This is a genomic window from Janthinobacterium glycogeni, from assembly GCF_051380725.1.
Classification (GTDB): domain Bacteria; phylum Pseudomonadota; class Gammaproteobacteria; order Burkholderiales; family Burkholderiaceae_D; genus Janthinobacterium.
In genome coordinates, this window is sequence record NZ_JBNYXP010000001.1 from 906,591 (window position 1) to 932,295 (window position 25,705).

At 62.8% G+C, this 25,705-nt stretch carries 24 protein-coding genes; 18 read left to right on the forward strand and 6 right to left on the reverse strand.

What is annotated here, in order from left to right; genetic code table 11:
* Window positions 1-56 precede the first annotated feature (56 nt).
* Together ACQ4W4_RS04155 and ACQ4W4_RS04160 are read left to right on the forward strand one after the other, a co-directional pair.
* A complete protein-coding gene (locus ACQ4W4_RS04155; protein ID WP_436540889.1) occupies window positions 57-1,790 on the forward strand; it encodes a methyl-accepting chemotaxis protein in 1,734 nt (577 codons plus the stop codon).
* 166 nt (window positions 1,791-1,956) lie between these two features.
* On the forward strand, window positions 1,957-3,132 hold the full coding sequence (locus ACQ4W4_RS04160) for a tetratricopeptide repeat protein (protein WP_436540890.1): 1,176 nt from the start codon (window positions 1,957-1,959) through the stop codon (window positions 3,130-3,132).
* Here the strand turns inward: ACQ4W4_RS04160 and hemW are convergent.
* From hemW to rph, 3 genes are all read right to left on the reverse strand, one after another.
* Window positions 3,129-4,403, reverse strand: coding sequence for a radical SAM family heme chaperone HemW (gene hemW / locus ACQ4W4_RS04165; RefSeq protein ID WP_436540891.1), 1,275 nt, complete (start codon window positions 4,401-4,403; stop codon window positions 3,129-3,131). The two genes, ACQ4W4_RS04160 and hemW, sit on opposite strands and share 4 nt — an antisense overlap.
* Window positions 4,400-4,984, reverse strand: coding sequence for an RdgB/HAM1 family non-canonical purine NTP pyrophosphatase (rdgB, locus tag ACQ4W4_RS04170; RefSeq protein WP_070222390.1), 585 nt, complete (start codon window positions 4,982-4,984; stop codon window positions 4,400-4,402). Before rdgB ends, hemW begins: the two co-directional genes overlap by 4 nt.
* Before the next feature lie 138 nt (window positions 4,985-5,122).
* Window positions 5,123-5,851 carry a ribonuclease PH gene (gene rph, locus ACQ4W4_RS04175; protein ID WP_436540892.1) on the reverse strand — a complete coding sequence of 243 codons (729 nt, stop codon included), beginning with the start codon at window positions 5,849-5,851 and terminating at the stop codon, window positions 5,123-5,125.
* Window positions 5,852-6,153: 302 nt separating this feature from the next.
* On the opposite strand from rph, the gene ACQ4W4_RS04180 reads away from it, so the two are divergent.
* Entirely contained in the window at window positions 6,154-7,044 is an 891-nt protein-coding gene (locus ACQ4W4_RS04180; protein ID WP_070289142.1) for a YicC/YloC family endoribonuclease, read from the forward strand.
* Window positions 7,045-7,172: 128 nt separating this feature from the next.
* Here the strand turns inward: ACQ4W4_RS04180 and ACQ4W4_RS04185 are convergent, their stop codons facing one another.
* Entirely contained in the window at window positions 7,173-7,856 is a 684-nt protein-coding gene (locus ACQ4W4_RS04185; RefSeq protein WP_436540893.1) for a tetratricopeptide repeat protein, read from the reverse strand.
* 413 nt (window positions 7,857-8,269) lie between these two features.
* Here ACQ4W4_RS04185 and gmk point away from each other — a divergent pair, with 413 nt between their 5' ends.
* From gmk to ACQ4W4_RS04200, 3 genes are all read left to right on the forward strand, one after another.
* Window positions 8,270-8,908, forward strand: a complete 639-nt coding sequence (gene gmk / locus ACQ4W4_RS04190; RefSeq protein WP_436540894.1) for a guanylate kinase — start codon at window positions 8,270-8,272, stop codon at window positions 8,906-8,908.
* A gap of 57 nt (window positions 8,909-8,965) precedes the next feature.
* A complete protein-coding gene (gene rpoZ / locus ACQ4W4_RS04195; protein WP_010400723.1) occupies window positions 8,966-9,169 on the forward strand; it encodes a DNA-directed RNA polymerase subunit omega in 204 nt (67 codons plus the stop codon).
* 82 nt (window positions 9,170-9,251) lie between these two features.
* On the forward strand, window positions 9,252-11,534 hold the full coding sequence (locus tag ACQ4W4_RS04200; RefSeq protein WP_436540895.1) for a RelA/SpoT family protein: 2,283 nt from the start codon (window positions 9,252-9,254) through the stop codon (window positions 11,532-11,534).
* Between the two features lie 137 nt (window positions 11,535-11,671).
* Here ACQ4W4_RS04200 and greB read toward each other — a convergent pair whose 3' ends face one another.
* A complete protein-coding gene (gene greB / locus ACQ4W4_RS04205; protein WP_436540896.1) occupies window positions 11,672-12,241 on the reverse strand; it encodes a transcription elongation factor GreB in 570 nt (189 codons plus the stop codon).
* A gap of 115 nt (window positions 12,242-12,356) precedes the next feature.
* On the opposite strand from greB, the gene ACQ4W4_RS04210 reads away from it, so the two are divergent.
* The 12 genes from ACQ4W4_RS04210 to ACQ4W4_RS04265 all read left to right on the forward strand — a co-directional run bounded on the left by ACQ4W4_RS04210 (window position 12,357) and on the right by ACQ4W4_RS04265 (window position 25,244).
* Window positions 12,357-12,944: a hypothetical protein gene (locus ACQ4W4_RS04210; RefSeq protein ID WP_099408922.1), complete on the forward strand. Its 588-nt coding sequence runs from the start codon at window positions 12,357-12,359 to the stop codon at window positions 12,942-12,944.
* Window positions 12,945-12,961: 17 nt separating this feature from the next.
* Window positions 12,962-14,464 (forward strand): sensor histidine kinase, encoded by a 1,503-nt coding sequence (locus ACQ4W4_RS04215; RefSeq protein ID WP_436540897.1) that lies wholly within the window; start codon window positions 12,962-12,964, stop codon window positions 14,462-14,464.
* Between the two features lie 30 nt (window positions 14,465-14,494).
* A complete protein-coding gene (locus ACQ4W4_RS04220) occupies window positions 14,495-15,142 on the forward strand; it encodes a response regulator (protein ID WP_034753998.1) in 648 nt (215 codons plus the stop codon).
* A gap of 198 nt (window positions 15,143-15,340) precedes the next feature.
* Complete coding sequence (locus tag ACQ4W4_RS04225) at window positions 15,341-16,912, forward strand: diguanylate cyclase (RefSeq protein WP_436541118.1); 1,572 nt, start codon at window positions 15,341-15,343, stop codon at window positions 16,910-16,912.
* Window positions 16,913-17,251: 339 nt separating this feature from the next.
* Entirely contained in the window at window positions 17,252-18,763 is a 1,512-nt protein-coding gene (locus ACQ4W4_RS04230; protein WP_436540898.1) for a flagellin N-terminal helical domain-containing protein, read from the forward strand.
* A gap of 84 nt (window positions 18,764-18,847) precedes the next feature.
* Window positions 18,848-19,219 carry a flagellar protein FlaG gene (locus tag ACQ4W4_RS04235; RefSeq protein ID WP_436540899.1) on the forward strand — a complete coding sequence of 124 codons (372 nt, stop codon included), beginning with the start codon at window positions 18,848-18,850 and terminating at the stop codon, window positions 19,217-19,219.
* 230 nt (window positions 19,220-19,449) lie between these two features.
* On the forward strand, window positions 19,450-22,131 hold the full coding sequence (fliD, locus tag ACQ4W4_RS04240) for a flagellar filament capping protein FliD (RefSeq protein ID WP_436540900.1): 2,682 nt from the start codon (window positions 19,450-19,452) through the stop codon (window positions 22,129-22,131).
* A gap of 22 nt (window positions 22,132-22,153) precedes the next feature.
* Window positions 22,154-22,600, forward strand: a complete 447-nt coding sequence (gene fliS, locus ACQ4W4_RS04245) for a flagellar export chaperone FliS (protein ID WP_436540901.1) — start codon at window positions 22,154-22,156, stop codon at window positions 22,598-22,600.
* A 3-nt stretch (window positions 22,601-22,603) separates the two neighbouring features.
* Complete coding sequence (locus tag ACQ4W4_RS04250) at window positions 22,604-22,930, forward strand: flagellar protein FliT (RefSeq protein ID WP_436540902.1); 327 nt, start codon at window positions 22,604-22,606, stop codon at window positions 22,928-22,930.
* Window positions 22,931-22,956: 26 nt separating this feature from the next.
* The gene (gene fliK, locus ACQ4W4_RS04255; RefSeq protein ID WP_436540903.1) at window positions 22,957-24,153 is read left to right on the forward strand and encodes a flagellar hook-length control protein FliK; all 1,197 of its coding nucleotides are present in this window, start codon (window positions 22,957-22,959) and stop codon (window positions 24,151-24,153) included.
* Window positions 24,146-24,472, forward strand: coding sequence for an EscU/YscU/HrcU family type III secretion system export apparatus switch protein (locus ACQ4W4_RS04260; protein WP_152254657.1), 327 nt, complete (start codon window positions 24,146-24,148; stop codon window positions 24,470-24,472). The genes fliK and ACQ4W4_RS04260 overlap by 8 nt, the downstream gene beginning before the upstream one ends.
* A 25-nt stretch (window positions 24,473-24,497) precedes the next feature.
* A complete protein-coding gene (locus ACQ4W4_RS04265) occupies window positions 24,498-25,244 on the forward strand; it encodes a flagellar brake protein (protein ID WP_092711001.1) in 747 nt (248 codons plus the stop codon).
* A 139-nt stretch (window positions 25,245-25,383) separates the two neighbouring features.
* On the opposite strand, the gene fliE is transcribed toward ACQ4W4_RS04265, so the two are convergent.
* The gene (gene fliE, locus ACQ4W4_RS04270; protein WP_436540904.1) at window positions 25,384-25,686 is read right to left on the reverse strand and encodes a flagellar hook-basal body complex protein FliE; all 303 of its coding nucleotides are present in this window, start codon (window positions 25,684-25,686) and stop codon (window positions 25,384-25,386) included.
* Window positions 25,687-25,705: the final 19 nt, after the last annotated feature.

Genomic DNA, 25,705 nt, shown 5'->3' on the forward strand with positions numbered 1-25,705 from the left:
TGCATACTATGTCGCACAGGCAACCTTCAACCCTCTCTGCGACAGGAGTTCCGACCATGCACGCCCTCTCCCACCTTCGTATCGGCACGCGCCTGGCTGCAGGCTTCGCGCTGGTGCTGCTGCTGTCCGTGATCTCCACCTCGTACGCGCTGTACAGCGCCAGCGTGAATGCCGAAGCGACGCGGCAAATGATGGAAAAACCGCTGGCCAAGGAACGCCTCGTATCGGACTGGTACGTGCTGATTTACTCGGCCATCGCGCGCACCTCGATGATCGCCAGGAGCACCGATGAAACGCTGTCGAACGTGTTTGCCGACACCATCGCCGACAGCACGAAACAGGGCGGCGAACTGCTGAAGAAAATCGAGACGCTGCTCGACAGCGACGAGGAAAAGGCCATCTTCAAGGCGTCCATTGCCGAACGCGTCAAGTACCAGGACGCCAAGACGCTGGTGATGAATGCGCGCAAGGCCGGCAATGCGGCGCAGGCGGAAAGCACCTACCGCGACAGCTTCGCGCCGGCCGCCGCCAAATACCAGAACAACGTCAAGGCCCTGCTGTCGCAGCAGCGCCAGGCCATCGACACGACGGCGCACGCCATCGAGGCGGCCAACGGGCGCAGCTTCACCCTGCTGCTGACCTTGTGCGCGCTGGTGGTGGCGCTGGGCAGCGTCTGCGCCTGGCTGATCACGCGCTCGATCACGCAACCGTTGAAAGCCGCCGTGAAAGTGGCGGAAACGGTGGCCAACGGCGACTTGCGCACGCATTTCGGCAAGGCGGCCAGCGATGAAATCGGCGACCTGATGCGCGCGCTGCACGGCATGAACGAGGCGCTGCGCAAGGTGGTGTCGGAAGTGCAGACGGGCACCAATGCGATCGCCACGGCGTCGGGCGAAATCGCCGCCGGCAACCAGGATTTGTCGGCGCGCACGGAACAGCAGGCCAGTTCGCTGGAAGAGACGGCGTCGTCGATGGAAGAGCTGACCAGCACCGTCAAGCAGAATGCGGACAATGCGCGCCAGGCCAACCAGATGGCGGTGGCCGCGTCCGGCGTGGCCGAACGGGGCGGCAGCATCGTCAGCCAGGTGGTCGACACCATGGGCGCCATCGATACGGCCTCGACGAAAATCGTCGACATCATCGGCGTCATCGACGGCATCGCCTTCCAGACGAATATCCTGGCCCTGAACGCGGCCGTCGAAGCGGCGCGCGCCGGCGAGCAGGGGCGCGGCTTTGCCGTCGTCGCCACCGAAGTGCGCAGCCTGGCGCAGCGCTCGGCCGCCGCGGCGCGCGAAATCAAGACCCTGATCGGCGACTCGGTGGAACAGGTCAACAACGGCACGCGGCTGGTGCAGCAGGCCGGCAGCACCATGGGCGAAGTGGTCGACAGCGTGCGCAGGGTGACCGACATCATGGCCGAGATCACTGCCGCCAGCGCCGAACAAAGTCTGGGGATCGACCAGGTCAACCAGGCTATCGCACAGATGGACCAGGTAACGCAGCAAAATGCGGCGCTGGTGGAAGAAGCGGCGGCGGCCGCCGAAAGCATGCAGGACCAGGCGGCGCGTCTGGCGCAGGTGGCGGCCGGCTTCCAGCTCGACCACGTGGCCACGGCGGCGCCGGTGCGCGCCGCGCGGCCGGCCAAGGCCGCCATTGCCACCACGCAAAAACTCGCGCCACGCCCGCCCCAGGCCAAGGCCGGCAAACCGGCAGCGCCCAAGGCGGCCAGCGCCGCGGCGCGCAAAACGCCATCGCACATCGCCGGCGAGCAGGACTGGGAGGAATTTTAAACCCGCGGTTTCAAGTCCGGCTTTAAGCCCGCTTTCAAGCACCGTGCAGGCGGCGGCCAGGCGCTTGAAACCATTTGACAGCGGCGCCAGGCGCGCCGATACTGGTTTCAGGTGGGACTGGCGCGCCACCACGACATGAGACAGCCGGCGCCTCCAGGGAGAGACCATGCGCCCCTATCTTGTTTTCGCCCCTTGCTTCAAGCGCCTGGGCGCCGCCCTGCTCTGCGGCGCTTTGGCGGCCTGCAGCGTAGCACCGCCCGCCAGCCTGCCCCCCATCTTCAACGACAGCGATTTCGCGCCGGCCGCCGTCATCGACCCCAGCCAGGTCTTTGCCGTCGACGAGACCATGCGCCAGTATGTGCGTACGCAAGTACGGCGCGAAGCGCGCAACAAGAATGACCGCGCGGCCCTGTATGACGCCCTTTACGACAAGAGCAGGCTGAAACTCGAGTACGATGCGGCCATGACCCGCAATGCGCGCGAAACGTTCGCCGCGCGCCAGGGCAACTGCCTGTCGCTGGTGATCATGACGGCGGCGCTGGCGCATGAAATGGGCTTGCAGGTGCGCTACCAGGAGGTGCTCGGCGAAGAAAGCTGGAGCCGCAGCGGCGACATGTATTTTGTCGCCGGTCACGTCAACCTGGTACTGGGCCAGCGGCTGGACGACAAATCCGGCAGGTACGATGCCAAGGGCATGATGGTGATCGATTTCCTGCCGTCCGCGGAGATAGGCGGCTACCGCACGCGAGAACTCGAGGAAGCGACCGTGCTCGCCATGTACATGAACAACCGCGCCGCCGAAACCATGAGCGAGGGCCAGCTGAACCAGGCGTACTGGTGGGCCCGGGCGGCGCTGCTGCAAGACCCCTCGTTCAGCGGCGCCTACAACACCCTGGGCGTGATCCAGTTCCGCCATGGCGACCTGGCGCAAGCGCGGCGCACGCTCGCCCATGCGCTGACGCGTGCGCCGGACAACACGGTGCTGCTGTCGAACCTGGCGCAGGTGCTCGAAGCGTCCGGCCTGCCCGATGAAGCGCTGCCGCTGCGCCGGCGCCTGCTGGCGCTGCAGCCGCAGCCGCCTTTCCACTACTTCAACCTGGGCAAGGCGGCCATGCAGCAAAACGATTACGTGCGGGCGATACAGCTGTTTTCACGTGAGATCGCGCGCGACCCGTACTACCACGAATTCCACTTCTGGCTGGCGCAAGCCTATGCGCGCCTGGGCCAGATGGAGCAAGCCGGCAAGCAGCTGGAACTGGCGATGAGCAACAGCACCACGCGCAGCGACCATACTCTGTATGCGGCCAAGCTGCAGCGCCTGCGCGCCGTCACCACCCATTAATCTTCCAGGAACATCTGCTGCAGGTCATTCAGGAAGCACAATCCCCGTTCCGTCGGGCAGATGACCTGGTGGTCGCGGTACAGCAAGCCTTTCGCTTCGGCCGCATTGAGCGGCTGCTCGATGGCGTTGAGGGCCAGGCCCGTGCGCTCGGCGAACAGGTTCGGCGCAAAGCCCTGCGTCAGGCGCAGGGTATTGAGCATGAACTCGAAGCCCATTTCCTCGCGCGCCAGTTCGCGCTCTTCCTGCACCGGATTGCCGGCCAATACCGCATCCATGTAGGCGCGCGGCTGCTTGTAGCGGGCCTGGCGCAGCACGCGGTGCGGGAACGAAATTTTACTGTGCGCGCCCGCGCCGATGCCGAGATAGTCGCCGAATTCCCAGTAGTTGCGGTTGTGGCGCGCCTGGCGCCCCGGCTGCGCATAGGCCGACACTTCATAGCGGCCATAGCCGGCCTGCGCGGCGCGCGCGGCCACCATGTCGGCGATATCGGCGCTCTCGTCGTCGTCCGGCAGCGCGGGCGGATACTTGGCGAACAGCGTGTTCGGTTCCAGGGTCAGGTGGTACAGCGACAGGTGCGGCGGCGCGAACGACAGCGCCGTTTCCAGGTCCTGCCGCGCCTCGGCCAGCGTCTGCGTGGGCAGCGCGTACATCAGATCGAGGTTGAAATTATCGAAGTTGGCGTGCGCGATCTCCACCGCGCGGCGCGCCTCGTTGTCGTCATGGATGCGCCCCAGCGCCTGCAAATGGCGCCCATTGAAGCTCTGGATGCCGACCGACAAACGGTTGATGCCGCTGGCCCGGTAGGACTTGAATTTTTCCGCTTCAAAGGTGCCCGGATTGGCTTCCATGGTGATTTCGCAATCGGGCTCCAGCGGCAGCAAGGTGCGCACGTCCGACATCAGCCGGTCCAGGCCGGCCGCCGACATCAGGCTGGGCGTGCCGCCGCCGATGAAGATGGTGTGGATCTTGCGGCCCCAGATCAGCGGCAGCGCCATCTCCAGGTCCAGCCGCAGGGCGGCCAGGTATTCGGCTTCCGGCAGGTCGCCGCGCACCTCGTGCGAATTGAAGTCGCAATACGGGCATTTCTTCACGCACCACGGAAAGTGAATGTACAGCGACAGCGGCGGCAGGGCCGTCAGGTTCAGCGCGCCCGGCTGCAGATAGCGCAGCGCGGCCCCGGCCGCGCCGGAAATGCCTTCGTGCGGCGCGGCAGCGGCATTCGGCCTGGCTGCCGCCTTGGCAACGGCGCCCACCAGTTTGATCGGGATCATCGCAGCTTTTCCACCAGCGCGCGCAGGGCCTGGCCACGGTGCGACAGCGCGTTCTTTTCATCGGACGTCAGTTCGGCCGCGCACTTGCCCAGCGCGGGAATAAAGAAATGCGGGTCGTAGCCAAAACCGCCGTTGCCGCGCGGTGTGGCGATCATTTCGCCATTCCAGCGGCCGTCGGCGATCACCGGCTGCGGGTCGTCCGCATGGCGCACGTACACCAGCACGCAGTAGTAATACGCGGACTTGTCGGCATGCGCCTCGAGGTCGGCGATCAGCCTGGCGCTGTTGGCCGCGTCCGATTTCGGCTCGCCCGCATAGCGGGCCGAGTACACGCCCGGCGCGCCGCCGAGCGCATTGACGCACACGCCGGAATCGTCGGCCAGCGCCGGCAAGCCCGTCAGGCGCGACGCGTGGCGCGCCTTTTGCAGGGCGTTTTCAACGAAGGTGTGGAATGGTTCGTCGCTTTCCGGCACATCGTATTCGCCCTGGGCATGGACGGAAAAACCGATGGTCGAGAGCAGCTCGTTGAATTCCTTGAGCTTGCCGGCGTTATTCGAGGCGAGGATGAGGCGTTGGGTCATGTCAGTAATCCGGTTGAAGTGCCGACATTGTAAACCTTTTGCGCCCCCCTCACCGCGCCCCGCCGCCGCGCTCAACGGCGGCGGGTGTGGGCTTTTTGCCCCGCGCGGCGGGCCAGCGGATGTAAATCTATGTAAAGATCAGATCCCCAATGCCTGCTTCTGCATGGCGATCAGGTCGGCGATGCCGTCCTGCGCCAGGTCCAGCAAGCGGTTCATGCCGGCGCGGTCGAAGGCGGCGCCTTCGGCCGTGCCCTGCACTTCGATGAAGTGGCCCGCTTCCGTCATCACCACGTTCATGTCCGTGTCGCAGCCCGAGTCTTCCACGTAGTCGAGGTCCAGCACCGGCATGCCCTGGTAGACGCCCACCGAGATGGCGGCGACAAAGCTTTTCACGGGGATGGCGGCGATCGCGCCGCGCGCCTGCAGCTGGGAAAACGCGTCATACGCGGCCACCATGGCGCCCGTGATCGAGGCCGTGCGCGTGCCGCCGTCGGCCTGGATCACGTCGCAATCGAGGTGCAGGGTGCGTTCGCCGAAGGCCTGCAGATCGAAGGCGGCGCGCAGCGAGCGGCCGATCAGGCGCTGGATTTCCTGCGTGCGGCCCGATTGCTTGCCGCGCGCCGCTTCGCGGTCCATGCGCGTGTGCGTCGAGCGCGGCAGCATGCCGTACTCGGCCGTCAACCAGCCCTGGCCCTTGCCCTTCAGGAAGCCCGGCACCTTGTCTTCGATGCTGGCGGTACAGATGACCTTGGTGTCGCCGCACTCGATCAGCACCGACCCTTCGGCATGCTTGGTGTACTGGCGGGTGATGCGGATGGCGCGCAGCGCATCGACGGCGCGGCCGCTCGGGCGGGATTCGAATGTCATGGGGATGTCCTGTGTGATTGGGGTTGCGGCAGCGATTCTACCACCGCGCGCGCGTCCATTTGCAGCCATGCAACAGCGCAGGGCGCAATGGAGGGCGGCGCACACATGATCCCTACAATCCTGCCCCGCCAAACACAATTTTCTTTACAATGCCGTAAAACGCACACTATTCAGCAATTTTCAGGCCATCGGGCACTTCGGTCCTGTTTCGCGGCGCGGGCAGTATTGCCTGCGCTGGCTGATTAAGTGTATAAGTGACTGTATACAAGATCAAATCGGGGAATCCTTTGAGCATTTCAAGCATGACAGGCTACGCGGTTGCCACCAGCGAAGGTGCTGCAGGCACACTGACAATTGAAATCAAGAGCGTCAACTCACGCTTTCTCGACCTGCAATTCCGGATCAACGACGATCTGCGGGCTCTGGAACCTGACTTGCGCGCCGCCGTCATGTCAGCCATCACGCGCGGCAAAGTCGAGGTACGCCTGAGCTTTGGCCGCAAGGCCGCCACCGCCGGCACGCAGGCGCTGAACGTGCCCCTGCTGACCGAACTGGCGCGCCTGCAAAACGAAGTGGGCCAGCATTTTGTCTCCGCCCCCGTCATGACGGTGGCCGAACTGCTGCGCTGGCCTGGCGTCATCGAAGAAGCGCAAGTGGGACAGGAGTCCCTGCAGGCGGACGTGGGCGCGCTGACCCGCCGCACCGTGGCCGCCTTCGTCGACAGCCGCAAGCGCGAAGGCGCGGCGCTCGAAGCGGTGCTGGTGTCGCGCATCGAAGCGATGGAAGCCATCGTCAAGCGCATCACGCCCTTGATTCCGCAAGTGGTGGCGGCCTTCCAGCAAAAAGCCATCGAGCGCATGCAGGATGCGCTGGGCCTGGCCAGCCAGGGCTCGAATTCGGCCCTGTCGCGCCAGGACGCCATGGAACGCATCCGCCAGGAAGTCATCCTGTACGGCATCCGCATCGATGTATCCGAAGAACTGGCGCGCCTGTCGGCCCACTTGGGCGAAACGCGCCACATCCTCACCAAGGGCGGGCAAGTGGGCAAGCGCCTCGACTTCATGATGCAGGAACTTAACCGCGAAGCCAATACGCTGGGCGCCAAGGCGTCCGTCAAGGAACTGGCCGACGCCTCGATGGACCTGAAGCTGCTGATCGAGCAGATGCGCGAACAGGTGCAGAACCTGGAGTAAAAGCTGCTATTGGCACAAGATCGGGCGGTAGCGACGCGCCGCCCGGCAAGTGCAGACATCGAATGCCACGCTCGACAGCTATCGCGTTCATTAAAGCCGCACGTTTGCCGCAGTGATATATTTGCTCATTAATGCCTGCCCATTTCCGCACCAAAAGACGTGCCACGGCAACAAAATACGTCACTCATTTTTTCAACAGTTTTCATTTTTTCAAAAAGCTTGGCTTTCAGTAATTCCCCTCTTGCAAGCTCGATTTTGCTCATGCGCGACAAGCGCCTGTCAAATTCATCCATACTGCAAAAAAAGTCATGGGGCGCGCAAAAGGCATGCCATGCATAGCCTTGCGCAATATCGTGAACCGGGGAATGTATATCCAGATAATAGGCAACTACGTTGTATTCTGCCTTGGAAAAGCCGCGCTCGGCAGCACCACGGAATAAATCGAGCAACTCCCTATCACTCGTAATGCCACCAAGCTGCAAAGCGGTAGCGAGATGAAACATGGAAGGTGGAAAAAATTGCTTGGCCGATTTGGACAAATAAAAAATCGCCACGTCCAAGCTGGGATCGTCACAAACTCCATAAAGCGCCTTGATGCCCATCAGATGCTGCGCATGCATATCGCTACCATCTGCACGCTCTTTGACCAACTTGTGAGATTCAGCACTGCAGTCTTGCGGAAGCACGACTTCCGTAACCTGACTCGCAACCACCACCTTATCGGCTGCTTCAGAATGGACAGCGGTGCTACTGCAAGCCGTTAGCAAAGCCAGTTGCGACAATACAATCAACATACTTTTGTGCATTTTCATTGGATTCCCTCTGTTGTGACCGTCAAGAACAAGGACGCTTATTCGACGCGCAAACATTGGCACGACCACACAGTAAGCACGCCAAGCGCAGCAGAAATAGTCTGAAGCAATGCTATAAGGCTTGTGAAATTTACTGCTATACAAAGACAGCCGAGCTGTTTTAGCACAAGCACCGGACGAAAAACAGGATTGTTTTTACCTGCTGGGAAACAAATGGCATGATGCTGTGGCAGGTGGTATCCGACAGCCATGAGAAATGCCAGACGGCACAGGATCAATGACTGCCATCAGGAAGACAGAAGTCGCAGTTTAAATTGATGACCGGAAAGCGCCGTCTTGGTAAAATACGCCTTTGGGCGCTGCCTTTGCATGCCACAACGCTGCCGCCCGCCACAAAATATGGAAAAATACGCATGAGTCTCACAACCGCCTTCTCCGGCAGCCTGTTCGTGGTCGCCGCGCCATCGGGCGCCGGCAAATCGACACTGGTCAATGCATTGCTGGCGCAAGAGCCCGGCATCAAACTGTCGATCTCGACCACCACGCGCCCGCCGCGTCCGGGCGAGCAGCATGGCCGCGAGTACTATTTCACGACGGCGGAAGACTTTGTCGCGCGCGCCGACCAGGGCGAATTCCTGGAATGGGCGGAAGTGCACGGCAATTACTACGGCACCTCGCGCATCATGGTGGAACAGCAAATGGCCGCCGGCACCGATATCCTGCTGGAAATCGACTGGCAAGGCGCGCGTCAGGTGCGCAAGCAATTTCCCCGCGCGGCCGGCATTTTCATCCTGCCCCCATCGATCGATGCGCTGGAAGAACGCCTGAACAAGCGCGGCCAGGACGAGCCGCACGTGATCACGCGCCGCCTGCTGGCGGCCGGCGGCGAAATCGCACACGCTCCCGAGTTCGAGTATGTTATTATCAATGAAGAGTTTACGGTCGCTTTGTCCGAACTGAGCGCGATCGTGAGAGCGGCCCGTTGCCGGTTTGCGCAACAAGCGGCCCGCAACGCATCGCTATTCGCCCAGCTGGGCCTGCACGCAGAATAATACGCTGCAACGGCACGCCAGTTCACACAGCACCACGCACACAATTTAGGAGTTACTATGGCCCGTATCACAATCGAAGATTGCCTGAAGCAGATCCCTAACCGTTTCCAGCTGACCCTGGCTGCGACCTATCGCGCACGTCAGTTGTTGCAAGGCCACACCCCCAAGGTGGAAGCCAAGGACAAGCCTACCGTCGTCGCACTGCGTGAAATCGCTGCCGGTAAAGTCGGCATCGAAATGCTGAAAAAGGTCCCGATGTAAGTGGGAACCCGCGTGCCGGAACAGTGCTGACCCCTGGTTCTACCGTATTCTTTATTCACACTGTGAAGCAACGCGACGTTTTATGAGTCTGACCCCAGCCGACACGACTTCCGCAGCACTGCCGCCCCTGGCCCCGCGCCAGGCGGCAAAATCGCAGGGCGCTTCCGCGCCCGGCGCCGGCACGTCCGGCGGCACCCCCCCCGCAGTACCGCCAGCGCCCGCCCTCGGCGTGGCCTCCGTCAGCCACCTGACCGAGAAGCTGGCCGAATACCTGTCTCCCGCCGACCTGAAAAAAGTCAAGGAAGCCTACCGCTTCTCCGACGAAATGCACCTGGGCCAGATGCGCCGCTCGGGCGAGCCGTATATCTCGCATCCGATCGCCGTCGCCGAAATCTGCGCCGACTGGAAGCTCGATGCGCAAGCCATCATGGCCGCCCTCCTGCATGACGTCATGGAAGACCAGGACGTCAAGAAGGAAGAATTGATCGAGCGCTTCGGCGCGCCCGTGGCGCACCTGGTCGACGGCCTGTCGAAGCTGGAAAAGATCGAATTCCAGAGCCAGATCGAAGCGCAGGCGGAGAACTTCCGCAAGATGCTGCTGGCCATGGCGTCCGACGTGCGCGTGATCCTCATCAAGCTGGCCGACCGCCTGCACAATATGCGCACGCTGGACTTCATGACGGCGGCGAAAAAACGCCGCATCGCCAGCGAGACCATGGAAGTGTACGTGCCGATCGCGCACCGCCTCGGCCTGAACAACATCTACCACGAGCTGCAGGACCTGTCGTTCTCGCACCTGTATCCGATGCGCTACCGCACCCTGGCCAAAGCCGTCAAGGCGGCGCGCGGCAACCGGCGCGAAGTGGTCAACAAGATCATGGAAGCGGTGAAGAGCACCCTGTCCATGGCCGAACTCGAGGCTGAAGTCACGGGCCGCGAAAAGACCCTGTACGACATCTACAAAAAGATGCGCAACAAGCACTTGTCGTTCTCGCAAGTGCTGGACGTGTACGGCTTCCGCGTGGTGGTGGGCAGCTTTGCCGACTGCTACGTCACCCTGGGCACCCTGCACAGCCTGTACAAGCCCATGCCGGGCAAGTTCAAGGATTACATCGCGATCCGCAAGCTGAACGGCTACCAGTCGCTGCACACGACCGTCATCGGTCCGTACGGCACCCCCGTCGAATTCCAGATCCGCACGCAGGAAATGCACCGCACGGCCGAATCGGGCGTGGCGGCGCACTGGCTGTACAAGAGCGGCGAATCGAACCCGTCCGACCTGCAGCAGCGCACGCATGCATGGCTGCAATCCTTGCTCGACATCCAGCAGCAGACGGGCGACTCGGCCGAATTCCTCGAACACGTCAAGGTCGACCTGTTCCCCGACTCCGTCTACGTGTTTACGCCGAAGTCGAAGATCATCGCCCTGCCGCGCGGCGCCACGGCCATCGACTTCGCCTACTCGATCCACACAGGCATCGGCGACCAGACCGTGGCCGTCAAGATCAACAACGAAACCTCGCCCCTGCGCACCGAGCTGCACAATGGCGACATCGTGGAAATCATCACCGATTCCTCGTCGCGCCCCAGCCCGACGTGGCTGTCGTTCGTGCGCACCGGCAAGGCCCGTTCGGCCATCCGCCACCATTTGCGCACGATCAACCTGCCCGAATCGATCGCCCTGGGCCAGCAGCTGCTGTCGCAGGCGCTGCATACACTGAACATCGGCGCCGAGCTGCCGGCGCCATTGGTCGAACGCCTGCTCAACGAATCGAGCGCCAATTCCATGGACGAGCTGTACGCGGACATCGGCATCGGCAAGCGCATGGCCACGCTGGTGGCGCGCCACATCTTCGGCCTGATCGGCGGCGAAGCGGCCAGCATGCCGGTGGAACACAATAGCGGCAGCGAACTGGACCCCGTCACCATCTGCGGCAGCGAAGGCGTGTCCGTGCAGCTGGCGCCATGCTGCCTGCCGATTCCGGGCGACCAGATCATCGGCCAGCTGCGCCGCGACCAGGGCTTGCTCGTGCACACGAGCGACTGCTCGCAAGCGAAACGCCAGCGCGCCAAGGAACCGGACCGCTGGATCGCCGTGCGCTGGGGAACCGAACTGAACCGCCGCTTCGACTGCCGCATCAAGGTGCTGATCAACAGCGAGCGGGGCATCCTCGCCCGCGTGGCCGCCGAAATCGGCGAATCCGATGCCAACATCATCTATGTGGGCATGGACGAAGACAAGGACAACGTCCTCGACCAGCTGCGCTTCACCGTGCAGGTGAAAGACCGCGTCCACCTGGCCGCCCTGCTGCGCAATGTGCGCCGCGTGGCCGGCGTCAACCGCATCCTGCGCGAACGTAACTAAAAACACCTGTTAAACCTACTGCGCGTCGCGATTTGCGGCCTGCGATGCTCGCTGTGCTCAGGCACAGCTGTGCTTCTCAGCCACAACTCGCTGCCGCTCGCTACGGTTTTCCAGGTGTTTTACACCTCAACATTCGTTCAAGCAACATCCCCCGGCGCCGGATACGTCACTTCCAGCAATTCCAGTTCCTGCTCGCCCAGCGGCGTGTTGAGGGTGATCACGTCGCCTTCGCGTGCCTTGGTGATGGTGCGGGCCATGGGCGAGACCCAGCTGATCTTGCCGTTCAGGGGATCGAATTCGTCGATGCCGACGATGGTGATGGTGTGCGTTTCGCCGTCGCTGGTGCGGTAGGTTACGGTGGCGCCGAAAAACACCTGGTCGTTGCCATGGTGCACGCTGGGGTCGACGATGGCGGCCAGGTCCATGCGCTTGGTGAGGAAGCGGATGCGGCGATCGATTTCGCGCAGGCGCCGCTTGCCGTAGATATAGTCGCCATTTTCCGAGCGGTCGCCATTCGACGCCGCCCAATGGACGATGCGCACCACTTCCGGACGGTCGACGTCGATCAGCTGCAGCAGCTCTTCCTTGATGCGCTGGTAGCCGGCCGGCGTGATGTAGTTCTTGGCGCCGGCGGGAATGGCCAGCGCCAGCGCGGCGGCCTCTTCATCGTCGTCGTTGTCGGATTCTTTTACAAAGGCTTTATTCATCCGCCTATTGTAGCCCCGCCACGGCGCCGCGGGCACACGGGATGCGGGGGCAGGCGGGCTTTTTTGACGTATCATCGTGGCAATCGCGGCAAACGTGGGCCGCACACGGAGACGGATGAAAAAATTCTACAGAGTCAGGCGCTGGCTGTTCGCGCCGCTGGTCTACCTGGCCGCCATCTGCCTGCTGATCGAGGAATGGCTGTGGGCGACGGGCGCGCGCATCATGCAGGTGGTGTCGCAATTTCCGCCGCTGCATGCGCTCGAAGCGTGGATCAAGCGTCTGCCGCCGTACTGGGCGCTGGCCATCTTCGTGCTGCCGGCCGTGCTGCTGTTTCCCGTCAAGCTGCTGGCCCTGCTGGCGATCGCGCGCGGCCATGCATTTTCCGGCATCGGCGTGATCGTCATCGCCAAGCTGGGCGGCGCGGCCGCTGTCGCGCGCCTGTATTCGCTGACGCGCCCTACCCTGCTCAGTTTGCCGTGGTTTGCCCGCTGGCATGGCCTATTCATGGAAACCAAGGACCGCTGGATCGCCCGGCTGCGCGCCACGCGCCCGTGGCGCCGTGTCAGCCGCCTGTCGGCAGCGCTGGGCCGCGCCCGCCGCGCCTGGTGGCAGCGCTTGCGCAAGGGCACGCCAGGGCGCCATAATTCCCGCCCAGCCAGGGTGCTGCGCCGCTTTGCCGCCTTCTGGCGCGCCCGCCGCTGATGAAGAAAGGCAACTCCATGCACGACACTCCCCGGCTGGCCCCCGCCCTGCGCGCGGCGGCGCCGGAAATCTACCTGTACGACGCGGCCAGCTTGCAATTGCTGGACGCCAACGATGCCGCCTGCGACAACCTGCAGTATGCGCGCAAGGAATTGCTGGCGATGACGCCCCTCACGCTGGCGCCACAGCTCGAGGCGCAGCAGCTGGCCGCCGTGCTGGCCACCCTGGACGACAGCATCGGTGCGCAAGCCCGGCTGCACGTGCAGCAGCGGCGCCGCGACGGCAGCCTGTATTCGCTCAGCCTGCATTTGTCGCGCGCCCAGCGCCAGGGGCGCGCCCTGCTGCTGGCCGAAGGCGAGGACTTGCGCACGCCGCAGGCGACGGCCGCCGCCCTGGCGCAAGTGCAGTCGCGCTTCAACGCCATCGTCTCGAATACGCCGGGCCTCGTGTACCAGTTCTGCCTGCATGCGGACGGACGCGCCGCCTTCCCCTACCTGAGCGATGGTTGCCAGGCCCTGCTGGGCCTGAGCCCGGCACTGCTGCACGCGCGCCCGGAACTGTTTTACCAGCTGATCCTGGCCGATGACCGCGCCTCGTATCTGGAATCGATGCAGGCCTCGAAAAGCGCCTTGTGGAGCTGGAACTGGGAAGGCCGGATCTGGATCGATGCCTGGAAGGACGTCAAATGGATCAACCTGCGCTCGACGCCGCGCGCGCTGGCAGACGGCACTGTGCAGTGGGAAGGCATCATGACGAATATCACGGAAAGCCGGCTCGAACAGATCGAAGTGCGCCAGTCGCGCGCGCGCCTGGCCGAGCTGACGGCGCATATCGACAAGGTCAAGGAACACGAACGCACGCGCCTGGCGCGCGAACTGCACGATGATCTGGGCGGCAATCTGACAGCGATCAAGATGGCGCTGGCCATGCTGGCGCGCCGCCTGCCGCCGGACGACCCGCTGCTGCAGGAAAAGGCCGACTATGTCGATGCCCTGGTCGACCGCAGCATCGACGCCGTGCACCGCATTTCGCTGGACTTGCGGCCCTCCATGCTGGACCTGGGCCTGGTCGCCGCGCTGGACTGGCAGGTGAAGGAATTCGCGCGCCAGGCCGGCATCGCATGCCAGTTCATTTCGAACCGCCAGCACATCGACCTGGAGCTGGACCAGGCGACCAGCCTGTTCCGTATCGCCCAGGAGGCGCTGACGAACATCGCCAAACATGCGCAGGCAAGCAAGGTCAGCGTGCGCCTGGCCCGGCAGCGCCAGCATATCAGCCTGTCGATCGCCGACAATGGCGTCGGCATGCGCCTGTCCGACCGCGCCAAGCCGCAGTCGTTCGGCATCCGCGGCATGGCCGAACGGGCCAGCGCGCTGGGCGGCACCCTGAGCCTGATGGACGGGCCGGACGGCGGCACCATCCTCAGCATAAAAATCCGTCTGACCACGCCGCGAGAGGCGATAATAGCGGCTGCAGCCAGTGCGCCCGCGCACAGCGGGCCGCCGCCAGACGCGGCCTAGTGGGTGAATTAGATAGGAAACAACGCAGTCATGAAAGAAAAAGCCACCATCCGGGTATTCATCGCCGACGATCACGCGATCGTGCGCGAAGGCTTGAAGCAAATCCTCGCCGATACGAAGGACATCATCGTGGCCGGCGAGGCCGAAAATGGCCACGATGCCATCAAACTGTTCCGCGGCTCGAAATGCCAGGTGTTGCTGCTCGACATCTCCCTGCCCGACCGCAGCGGCATCGAGGTGCTCAAGCAGATCAAGAAGGAAAAACCGGAACTGGCCGTGCTGATGCTGTCCATGCACCGCGAGGACCAGTACGCGATCCGCTCGCTCAAGGCGGGCGCGGCCGGCTACCTGACGAAACAGAGTGCGCCGCGTGAACTGGTCACGGCCATCCGCCAGGTGGCGCAGGGCTTGAAATACATCAGCGCCTCGCTGGCGCAGGAACTGGCCAACACGGTGGGCGAAGACCACGAAACGGCCTTGCACGACACGCTCTCGGACCGCGAATACCAGACCCTGGTGATGATCGCCTCAGGCAAGGCGGTGGGCGCCATCGCCGAAGAGCTCAAATTGTCCGTGAAAACCGTCAGCGAATACCGCGCCCGCCTGCTGGTCAAGATGAAACTCAAGAATAGCGCCGAACTGACGCATTACGCCATCCGCAACCAGCTGGTCGATTGACGGCAAAGCTGCATGCCCGCTGGCATCGGGCGAATTGACAGGACTTCTCCTTGCTTCTCGCACAATAAGTTCTTTGCCAACTCGCCTATCATGAGGATAATGAGAAATATCTAAAAAGGCTGTGCCTACATGTCCAGTAAATTGCCATCCTCACCAGCAGGCGCGCCCGCTGGCGCCACGAATACCGCCGCTGCGGCGATGAACCCGGCCGATATCGCCCGCGAAGCGTTTCGCCGCCTGGCCACGCGCCGCATCGCCCCCACGCCGAGCGCCTACCGCGAGATTTACAATGAAATCGCCGGCATCAGCGAACCGGCGGACAGTCCTGCCACGCCGGCAGCCGTGCTGGCCGCCAGCGCCCCGCTGGACGGTGGCGCGGAAAACGTCCTGACGCAATTCGCCGCCAAGATGAGCGAATCGGCGGGCGAACTGGGCGACTTTGGCAAGCGTTTCCAGCGCGCCCTGAAAGCGCGCGACTGGGACGGCTATGCGCGCACCCTGGCGCAACTGGCGGAAAAACAGGTCAAGAAAGGCGGCGGCATCGAATTGCCGCCCCTGCCGGACGGCGAACAGACGCGCACCCTGCGTGAGTTGCTCAGCCGCACCTTGGGCTTTGCCGTCGCCACCTTGTTGACGGGTACGCCCGCCCTGGTGGAAGAGGCAGAGTCCTTGGGCGCGGCCATCAAGCAGGCTCATACGGAAGAGGCGCTGAACGAAGCGGCCCTGCGCCTGAAACAGCTGTGCTACCAGATCGAACTCAAAAGCGGCGACACGGCCGAGCAGCAGGAATTGCTGCTGCGCCTGTTCAAGCTGCTGCTCGACAACGTCAGCCAGTTGCTCGACGACGACAGCTGGCTGCGCGGCCAGGTCGACGCCGTGCAAAACCTGATCGCCGGCCCGCTCGACCAGCGCGCGCTGGAAGACGCCACGCGCAGCCTGAAGGAAGTCATCTACAAGCAAAGCCAGCTCAAGCACAGCCTGTCCGACGTCAAGCTGACGGTCAAGAACATGATGATGACCTTCATCGACCGCCTGGGGCAAGTGGCGGCCAGCACGGGCGACTTCCATGAAAAGATCGGCGGCTATTCGGAAAAGATCAGCCAGGCGGAAAATATCAGCGAATTGAACAGCGTTCTCGACGAAGTCTTGCGCGAAACGCGCATGGTGCAGAACGAGGCCTTGCGCGCACGCGACAAGATGGTGCTGGCGCGCCAGGAAGTGCAGGATGCGGAACAGCGCATCCACACCCTGGAAGCGAAGCTCCAGCATATGAGCGAACTGGTGCGGGAAGACCAGCTGACGGGCAGCCTGAACCGTCGCGGCCTGGACGATGTGTTCGAGCGCGAGACGGCCCGTTCCGACCGCCGCGGCACGCCCCTGTGCATCGCCATGCTGGACCTGGACGATTTCAAACGCCTGAACGACACCTATGGCCACCTGGCCGGCGATGCCGCCTTGAAACACCTGGTGAAGATCGTCAAGGAAACCCTGCGCTCGATGGACGTCATCGCCCGCTTCGGCGGCGAGGAATTCCTCATCCTGCTGCCGGAAACGACGGTCGAGGCGGCCTCGTCGACAATGACGCGCCTGCAGCGCGAGCTGACCCGGCATTTCTTCCTGCACGACAACGAAAAAGTCCTGATCACCTTTTCCGCCGGCGTGGCCCTGCGCCTGCCCAACGAAGACCAGGCCGAACTGGTCAAGCGCGCCGACCGCGCCATGTACCAGGCCAAGCAGACGGGCAAGAACCGAGTGGTGGTGGCGGACTGACCCCTGCCGCTTCGCCGCATGCCGTCCCGCCACCCGGCCGGACGGCATTTTTCATGGCAAAAACAATAACATTCATCGCCTTCCCGCCTTCCGCCGGCGTCCGCGCGACATGAAAATAAAACTATTTTTACTCTCAAGTTTCTTTAAATCATGTCGTCTAGCGCGCGGCCGGCGGCAAACTGAAGGGCTAAAAATTAAAATTTAAAGCACTTTTCGCCATAAATTTTCCCGCAGAGCAACCGTTACCCTAAACAACAGCGGCTTGATTGTCCCGGAACAGCGGGGCAGGCCAAAGTGACTAGCACATAGCGCAATGTAGTACCTGTTTGGAGAATTATCATGGCTGCAGTAATTAATACCAACATCTCGTCCCTGAATTCGCAACGCAACCTGTCGACCTCGCAGTCGGCCCTGAGCACCTCGCTGCAACGCCTGTCCTCCGGTATGCGCATCAACAGCGCCAAGGATGACGCCGCTGGTCTGGCAATTTCCGACCGCATGACGTCGCAAATCCGCGGCATGACCCAAGCCACCCGCAATGCAAACGACGGCGTCTCGCTGGCTCAAACGGCTGAAGGCGCGTTGGCAAGCTCGGGCGACATCCTGCAACGTATCCGCGAACTGGCCGTGCAATCGTCGAACGCCACCAACTCGTCGAGCGACCGCCAGGCGCTGCAAACCGAGGTAGGCCAGCTGGGTTCGGAATTGAACCGTATCGCCCAAACCACCTCGTTCAACGGCCAGGCGCTGCTGGACGGCACCATGGGTACGGCCAACTTCCAGGTCGGCGCAGATGCCAATCAGCTGATTTCCGCCAGTGGCGCAAACTTCCTGACCAACACCTACGGTAACAACCGTATCGCCAACGATGCATCGGCTGTCAAGAAAGATGCCGTAGGTAATGCAGTTGTCGGCAAGCTGACGATTTCCGGCTCCATCGGCACCACGACCGTCGACACGACGGCCGCCGTCGCCGAAACGGCACCAGGTGCAGGTGATGCCATCAAAGGCAGCACGGCAAAATCCGTCGCCGCCGACATCAACAGCCAAACCGCGAAAACCGGCGTGACCGCATCGGCACAAACGGATGTCAACCTGAACCTGGGCGCCGAATCGTATTCGTTCTCCATCGGTTCGGATAACGCCAAGCCAGTCACCGTGTCGTTCGCCGTCAGCGGCACGGCATCGACCGCAGCCGACTATGCTGCAGGCATCAACGCCATCAATGCCCAAACGGCCAAGACCGGCGTGACCGCCCAGTACGACAGCGTCAACAAGGGCATGAAGCTGACCAATGCATCGGGCGAGAACATCAGCCTGACGCAAGGCACGACGGCCAACGTCAAGTTCGACGTGGACGGCTACAAGGCTGACGGCAAGGTACAAGCTGCAGCGCAATCGATCATCACCGCTGCCGACGCCGCCACGGTCAACGGCCGCGTGACCTTCGACTCGCAAAACAGCTTCTCGGTCACGGAAACCACCACCACCGGCCTGGCGATTGGTAAAGCGACGGCACAAGGTTCGACCCTGAACTCCGTGTCGACCCTGGACGTGACGACGTTTGACGGCGCGCAGCTGGCACTGAAAATTGCCGATGCAGCACTGGCAACGGTGAACGGCCAACGCGCCCAGTACGGTGCTTTGCAATCGCGCTTCTCGTCGGCGATTTCCAACCTGCAATCGACCACGGAAAACCTGTCCGCATCGCGCAGCCGCATCGTCGACACCGACTTTGCATCGGAAACGGCCAACATGACCCGCGGCCAGATCCTGCAACAAGCTGGTACGGCCATGCTGGCGCAAGCGAACTCGCTGCCAAACGGCGTCCTGAGCCTGCTGCGCGGCTAATCCTCGATTAGTCAGGCAACAGCGCAGGACCCTGATTCCCCTGCCGGATTTTTTCGGCAGGGGAATTTTCACTAGGAGAGCACCATGACTATCGACACGATAGCGGCCGCCTCCGCGGCCAGGATAGACAAGAGTTACGCGTCGGCAGACACGCCACCGGCCCGCCCGGCAGCGCCACGCGCGGCCACTGAAAACGGCACGGTTGCACCACAGCCAGCCAGCAAGGAGCCCAGCCGCGAGCAGCTGGACAAGGCGGTATCGGAGTTGAACCAGTCGTCGCAGATGAAGACGCAAGGCCTGGAGTTTTCCATTGACGAAGACAGCCAGCGCACGGTCGTCAAGGTCATCGACCAGGAAACCAAGGAAGTATTGCGCCAGATTCCCACCAAGGAAGCCCTGGAACTGTCCAAGACCTTTGACTCGGCCAAAGGTTCGCTGATCAGTCAAAGCGCCTGATGATGGCTTGGCACACGGACATGCGACATCGCGGCAGCAGGCATCAGCATGACCACGGGGTTCGGTAGCCTGGCTATCCGGCCCCGTTTTTCATTACAAATAAAGCAATATCCTCCCGTCTCTTCCCCGCTTTTTTGCTCCCGCTGAAAACAGCGCGGTAAATCCCCCTCTCAAGTCCTGATTGATTCTGCCGATAACAGCTTATATTAGCGTTTTCCTAGGAGTATTCAGTGGCCATCACACCTACACTTTCATCCATAGGCATCGGCGCCGGCGCCAGCGGCCTGGATGTGAATGCCATCATCGACAAGCTGATGACGGCTGAAGCCGCGCCGCTGGGTACCTTTGACAAGAAAACGGCCTCCTACCAGGCCAAGCTCAGCGCGATGGGCACGCTCAGTGGCGCCGTCAGCACCTTCCAGAATTCACTGTCGGCCCTGTCGAATACAAATAACTTCCGCGCCGTCAGCGCCACGCCCGCCGATCCCCTGGTGCTGTCTGCCAGTGCTGGCGCCAAGGCCGTGGCCGGCAACTACAACATCAATGTCACCCAGCTGGCCCAGTCGCAAACCCTGATGTCGGGCGGCATGGCCAGCAAGCTGTCGACCATCGGCCTGGGCAGCAAGACGACGATTTCCTTCCAGCTGGGCTCGCTTGCCGGCGGCACCTTCGGCTTGACCGGCACCGCCCTGGGCGCCACCACGGCACAGAGCGGCATCAGCAACGGCTCCCTGATACTCAACGGCACCGCCATCCCCACCGACGCCAGCACCAAGAGCGCGCGCGCCCTGGCCGACGCCATCAACGCCAAGAGCAGCACCACGGGCGTGACCGCCACGGCCCAGCCGACGTCGAGCAGCGCCACCATGTTCGCCGGCTTCGGCAGCGTCGAAACGGGCGCGGACGGCACCTACTCGCTGTCCGTGGGCGGCATCGAGATCGTTACCCAGGGCAACGGCGTGGCCGCCAATGGCGGCATCACGGCCGCGTCGCTCGACACGACGCTTGAAGGCCCGAATGCCGTCTCGAATGCGCTGGCCGCGGCCAACATCACCGTCACCGGCAAGGCGGCCGACGGCACCCTGAAATTTACGCGCGCCGACGGTTCCAACCTGAACATCGAAGAAGTGGTGACGGGGTCGGTCAAGGGCGGCATCGGCCATGCCTCGAACTCGGTCAATGACGGCTCGAACGTGACGCTGACCAGCACCATCAACCTGGCCTCGAGCAATGCCAGCCCGATCACCATCGCCGGCAGCAATCCGGCCGCCGCCGGACTGACGGCAGGCTCCGGTGGCGCCTACATGAACACCAACTTTACCCAGGACGGCACGCAGGCGACGGGCACGGTGGTGATCGACGCCACCAACAACACCTTGCAAGGCATCCGCGACGCCATCAATAACGCGGGCCTGGGCGTGACGGCCAGCATCGTCTCGGACGGCACGGACAAACCGTATCACCTGGTCTTGAGCTCGTCGAAGACGGGCGCCAACTCGGCCATGAAAATCTCGCTGAGCGGCAGCGACGGCCTGCCCCCGGACAGCGCCCTGAACGACTTGCTGTCGTACGATGCGGGTGGCACGCAAAACCTGAAACAGAACAGCGCCGCACAAAACACCAACTTCAGCGTCAACGGCATCGCCATCACCAGCGCGTCCAACAGCGTCGATACGGCCATCGAAGGCGTGACCCTGGGCATTGCCAAGGTCGGCAGCACCAGCTTGTCGGTACAGAAAGATACCTCCACCGTCAAGACCAGCATCAATACCTTCGTCAAGGCCTATAACGACCTGAATACGGCGATGGCCAAGATGACGGCGTATGATCCGGAAACCAAGAAGGGCGGCGTCCTGCTGGGCGACTCGACCGCGCAATCGATCCAGAGCCAGTTGCGCAAGCAGCTGGGCGCGCCGATTACCGGCTTGAACAGCAGTTTGAGCACCTTGAGCCAAGTCGGCATTTCCTTTCAGAAAGATGGCAGCCTGACCCTGGATACCAGCAAGCTCGACAAAGCCATCAGCGCCAACTTCACGGACATCGCCGGCCTGTTTTCCGCACTGGGCAAGGCCAGCGACAGCAACGTCGCCTTTACCAGCTCGACCGCCGCAACCAAGCCAGGCAGCTATGAATTGACGATCACCACGATGGCCAGCCAGGGCTCGATCACTTCGGCCGCCGTCATGCCGGCCACCACCACGATAGGCAGCGACACCACGTGGAGCATCACGCTCAACGATACCGAGCCCAGCGCTGCCAAGAATACGGCCCAGGTCGTCATTCCGGCCGGAACGTACACCCCGGCCCAGATGGCGTCCATCATCCAGTCTTCGATCAACGGCGTGAAGTCCTTTTCCGACAACGGCGCCACCGTGTCGGCTTCCATCGATGGTGCGGGCAAGCTGGTGCTGGCATCGAGCCGCTATGGCTCCGTCTCGAATATCGCCATCAGCAGCGGCACCGGCACGGCGCCAACCGACCTGTTCGGCGCATCCGCGCCCGTCAAGGGCGCGGACGTGGCCGGCACCCTTGGCGGCCAACCGGTGATCGGCTCGGGCCAGACCCTGACGGGCGCCGCCGGTTCACCGGCCGAGGGTTTGAAAATTGAAGTGACGGGCGGCACCACCGGTTCGCGCGGCACCGTCAGCTTCTCGCAAGGCTATGCCTACCAGCTCAATAACCTGGCCACGTCCTTCCTCGGCACGGACGGCATGATCACCAACCGCTCCAAGGGGCTCAACGAAACGATCAAGAACATCGCCACGCAGCGCGACAAGTTCAGCGAAAAGCTGACCGACATCGAAACGCGCTACCGCGCCCAGTATTCGCGCCTGGATGTATCGCTGAATAAATTACAGGGCATGCAAACCTATTTGACCCAGCAGCTGGCATCCATCGCCGCCAACCGCTAAGCGCCATCATCAGGAGAAACATATGTTCGGAACTCAACAACGCGGCGTCAATGCCTATGCCAAAGTCGGCCTGGAAACGGGCATCGGCTCGGCCTCGCCGCACAAGCTGATCGTGATGCTGTACGACGGCGCCCTGGTGGCCGTGCTCAGCGCGCAGATGCACATGAAATCGGGCAATGTGCCGGAAAAAGGCAAGACCATCTCGAAAGCCATCCAGATCATCGACAATGGCTTGCGCGCCAGCCTGGACAAGGATGCGGGCGGCCAGATCGCCGAAGGCCTCGACGCCCTGTATGAATACATGAGCGCGCGCCTGCTGGCGGCCAACATCCACAACGATCTTGGCATGCTGGAAGAAGTGCAGCGCCTGCTGACCGACTTGCGCGAGACCTGGAACGCCATCGGTACCACGCCGGCCGCCATCCCCGGCGCCGATTTGAAACGTATGCCCAGCCTTGCGAGCGCCTGACCCATGATGACGAACCAAGAAGTCCTGACCACCTACGAAACCATGCAGACTCTGACGGGCCGGATGGTAACCGCCGCCGGCAACGCCGACTGGGACGAGCTCGAAGCGCTGGAACAGCAAGTGAGCGCGCATGTCGAGGCGCTGAAGGCGAATGAAGAAAAAGTCGTGCTGGAAAGCGCGGGCCGCCAGCGCAAGGTCACCCTGATCAAGCAGATGCTGGAAGACGACCGCAAGATCCGCGACCTCACCATGCCGTGGATGGCGCAATTGTCCAAGCTGATCAACAGCACCGGCACCGAACGGCGCCTGGCCAACGCCTACGGCGTCTAAACGCCCACGGGGCAAGGTCAGCTATCATGTTGCCGAAGATGGATGCGATCGGCATGACGCCCCTGACCCCGGTCAAGCCAACGCGGGCGGCCGATGCCGTCGCCGACCCGCGCCAGGCCGAGTTCCAGCGCTCGCTGCAGGGACTGATCGGCAAATCCATGCAGGGACAAGTGCTGGCCCGGATGGGCGATGGCAGCTTTCTCGTGCGCGTGGCCGGCACGCCTGCCCGCATGCAGCTGCCCGCCGGCGCCCAGGCGGGCACGGAAATCCCGCTGACCTTGATCGGCATCAATCCCCGTCCTTCTTTTCAAATCGGCAATAACCGCGACCAGCCCGCCAGCGCCCTGCTGACATATGCGGACGCGGAAGCCGAGCCCGAGGCTGCCGACCTGCGCGGCCCCCAGGCCGGCGCCGCCCAGGCGGGCACGCGCGCCAGCAGCACGGCCGCCACCCTGCTCAGCCGTACCCCCCTGACGCCAGCCAATCTGCTGCCCGCCCTGGCCGGCGACACCCCTGCGCCCGAGCTGAGCACGACCGCGCGCGCCATCAGCACCGTGCTCAGCCAAGCAGAAAGCGTGCCCGGCGCGCCCCTGTCGCTGGTCGGCAAGACGCCGCTGATGGCCACGCCAAACGCCGCCCCGGCCCAGGTGGCCCAGAAACTGCAGGATGCCGTCGGCAGCAGCGGCCTGTTCTATGAATCGCATGTGGCCGAATGGGCCGAGGGCAAGCGGCCGCTGGCCTCGCTGTTGCTGGAACCGCAAATGCAGAAGGCGGCACAGGGCGACATGGCCAAAACGGGCACCGACCTGGCTTCGGCACAACTGATCAATTTACAGCTGCATACGCACGAACAGGCGCGCGTGCAATGGCAGGGCGAAGCCTGGCCCGGGCAGAAGATGCAATGGGATATCAGCAAGGATGCGCCGGAAGGACAGCAGCGCGACGGCACGCAGGCCGACGAGGAAGCGACGGCCTGGCGCAGCAATGTGCGCTTCCAGTTCCCCCTGCTGGGCGACCTGGCCGCGCACGTGGTCTTGCAGGGCGGCCGCGTGGCCATCCAGCTGCAAGCGGGCAGCGAAGGCAGCGCCGATACCTTGCGCCAGCATGCGGCGCGGCTGGAAGCGTCGCTGGAAGCGGCCGGATGGCCATTGTCATCGTTGACGATCGCCGGCAAGCCGCAGGCCGACGACGCGGCGGCGGAAACGGGAGCCGGCGATGCTTGACGACGCCAAGCGCAAGGTGCCGCAGACGGCCGTCGCCCTGGCCTACCAGAGCGGCACGCCTGCGCCCAAGGTAGTGGCCAAGGGCAGCGGACTGATCGCGGATCAGATCATCAGCACGGCGCGCGAACACGGCGTGTTCGTGCATGAATCGAAGGAATTGGTGGCGCTGCTGATGGATGTCGACCTGGACCGCCAGATTCCGCCCGGCCTGTATCGGGCGATTGCGGAACTGCTGGCCTGGTTATATCATATTGAATCTGCGAATGGCGGGCCGATTCCGCCGCCGCCCGACACCAGCGTCCACCTCACCGATACATAGACAGGCATCAATGCAAGCACATATTATGGATTCCGGCCTCGAAAACTGGCATGATTTTGAAGTGGAATCGCGGCGGGAAATCATTGCCTTGCTGCGCGGCATCAGCGAAAAGAACCAGCTGATCCGCATGCTGATCCACGGTGAGTCCGATGTGTGCGTCACGTCCATCCTGGAAGTCGATGCCGACCACAACACCGTCATCCTCGACCGTTCCGTGAACGCCGACCAGAACCGGCGCATGGTGGCCGCCACCGGCATTTCGTTTGAAACCTCGCTCGACAAGATCCGCATCCTGTTTGCCAGCGCCCTGGTGGAAGAGTGTAATTACGGCGGCACGCCCGCCTTGAAAATTGCCATTCCAGAAACACTGATCCGCCTGCAGCGGCGCGAGTATTACCGCATGACGACGCCTGTCAGCAATCCCGTGCGCGTCTCGATTCCCCTGCCGCCCTCGCTGGGCGGCGCCGATACCCTGTTTCCGCTGGCCGACATCAGCTGCGGCGGTATCGCCATCCTCGACAATAAACTGATGCTGGGCGAAACCATCGGCAGGGACTATCCCGGTTGCCGTATCGACCTGCCCGACGTCGGCATCGTCACCGCGACTTTGCAAATTCGCAATTCGCTGGACATGACCTTGCTGAACAACAAGCTGAACCGCCGCCTCGGCTGCCAGTTCGTCGACCTGCCGCGCAGCATGCTGGCGCACGTGCAGCGCTATATCACGCGGCTGGAGCGAGAACGCAATGCGCGCATGGCGGGGCTGGGTTAATTCAATCCAGAGTCAAAGCTTAACGTTTCGCAAAAGCGTAGCGAGCGGCGATGATTTGCGGCCGAGACGCGCAGCTGTGCTATAGCACAGCGAGCATCGCAGGCCGCAAAGCGCGCCGCGCAGTAGCTTTGGCGATACGTTAAACCTGCATATTCATGATCTCATGATATGCCGAGACTAACTTATTCCTCACCTGCACCGTCGCCTGGAATTCGATGCTCGACTTTTGCATCGATACCATCACGTCCGACAGGCTGACCTTTTCGTCACCCATGGTAAAGCGCTGCCCCAGCGCCGACGACGCCTGTTGCGCGCCGCTCACGGAGTCCAGCGCGCTCTTGAAGGCATCGGCAAAATTCACCTTCGCCGCCGGCATCTCGGTCTGGATCGCCGGTACTTTCGCCTCCGGCCGCGTGGCCGCCGACTTCAGTTGCGCGATCATCGCCTCGATCCTGCTGCTA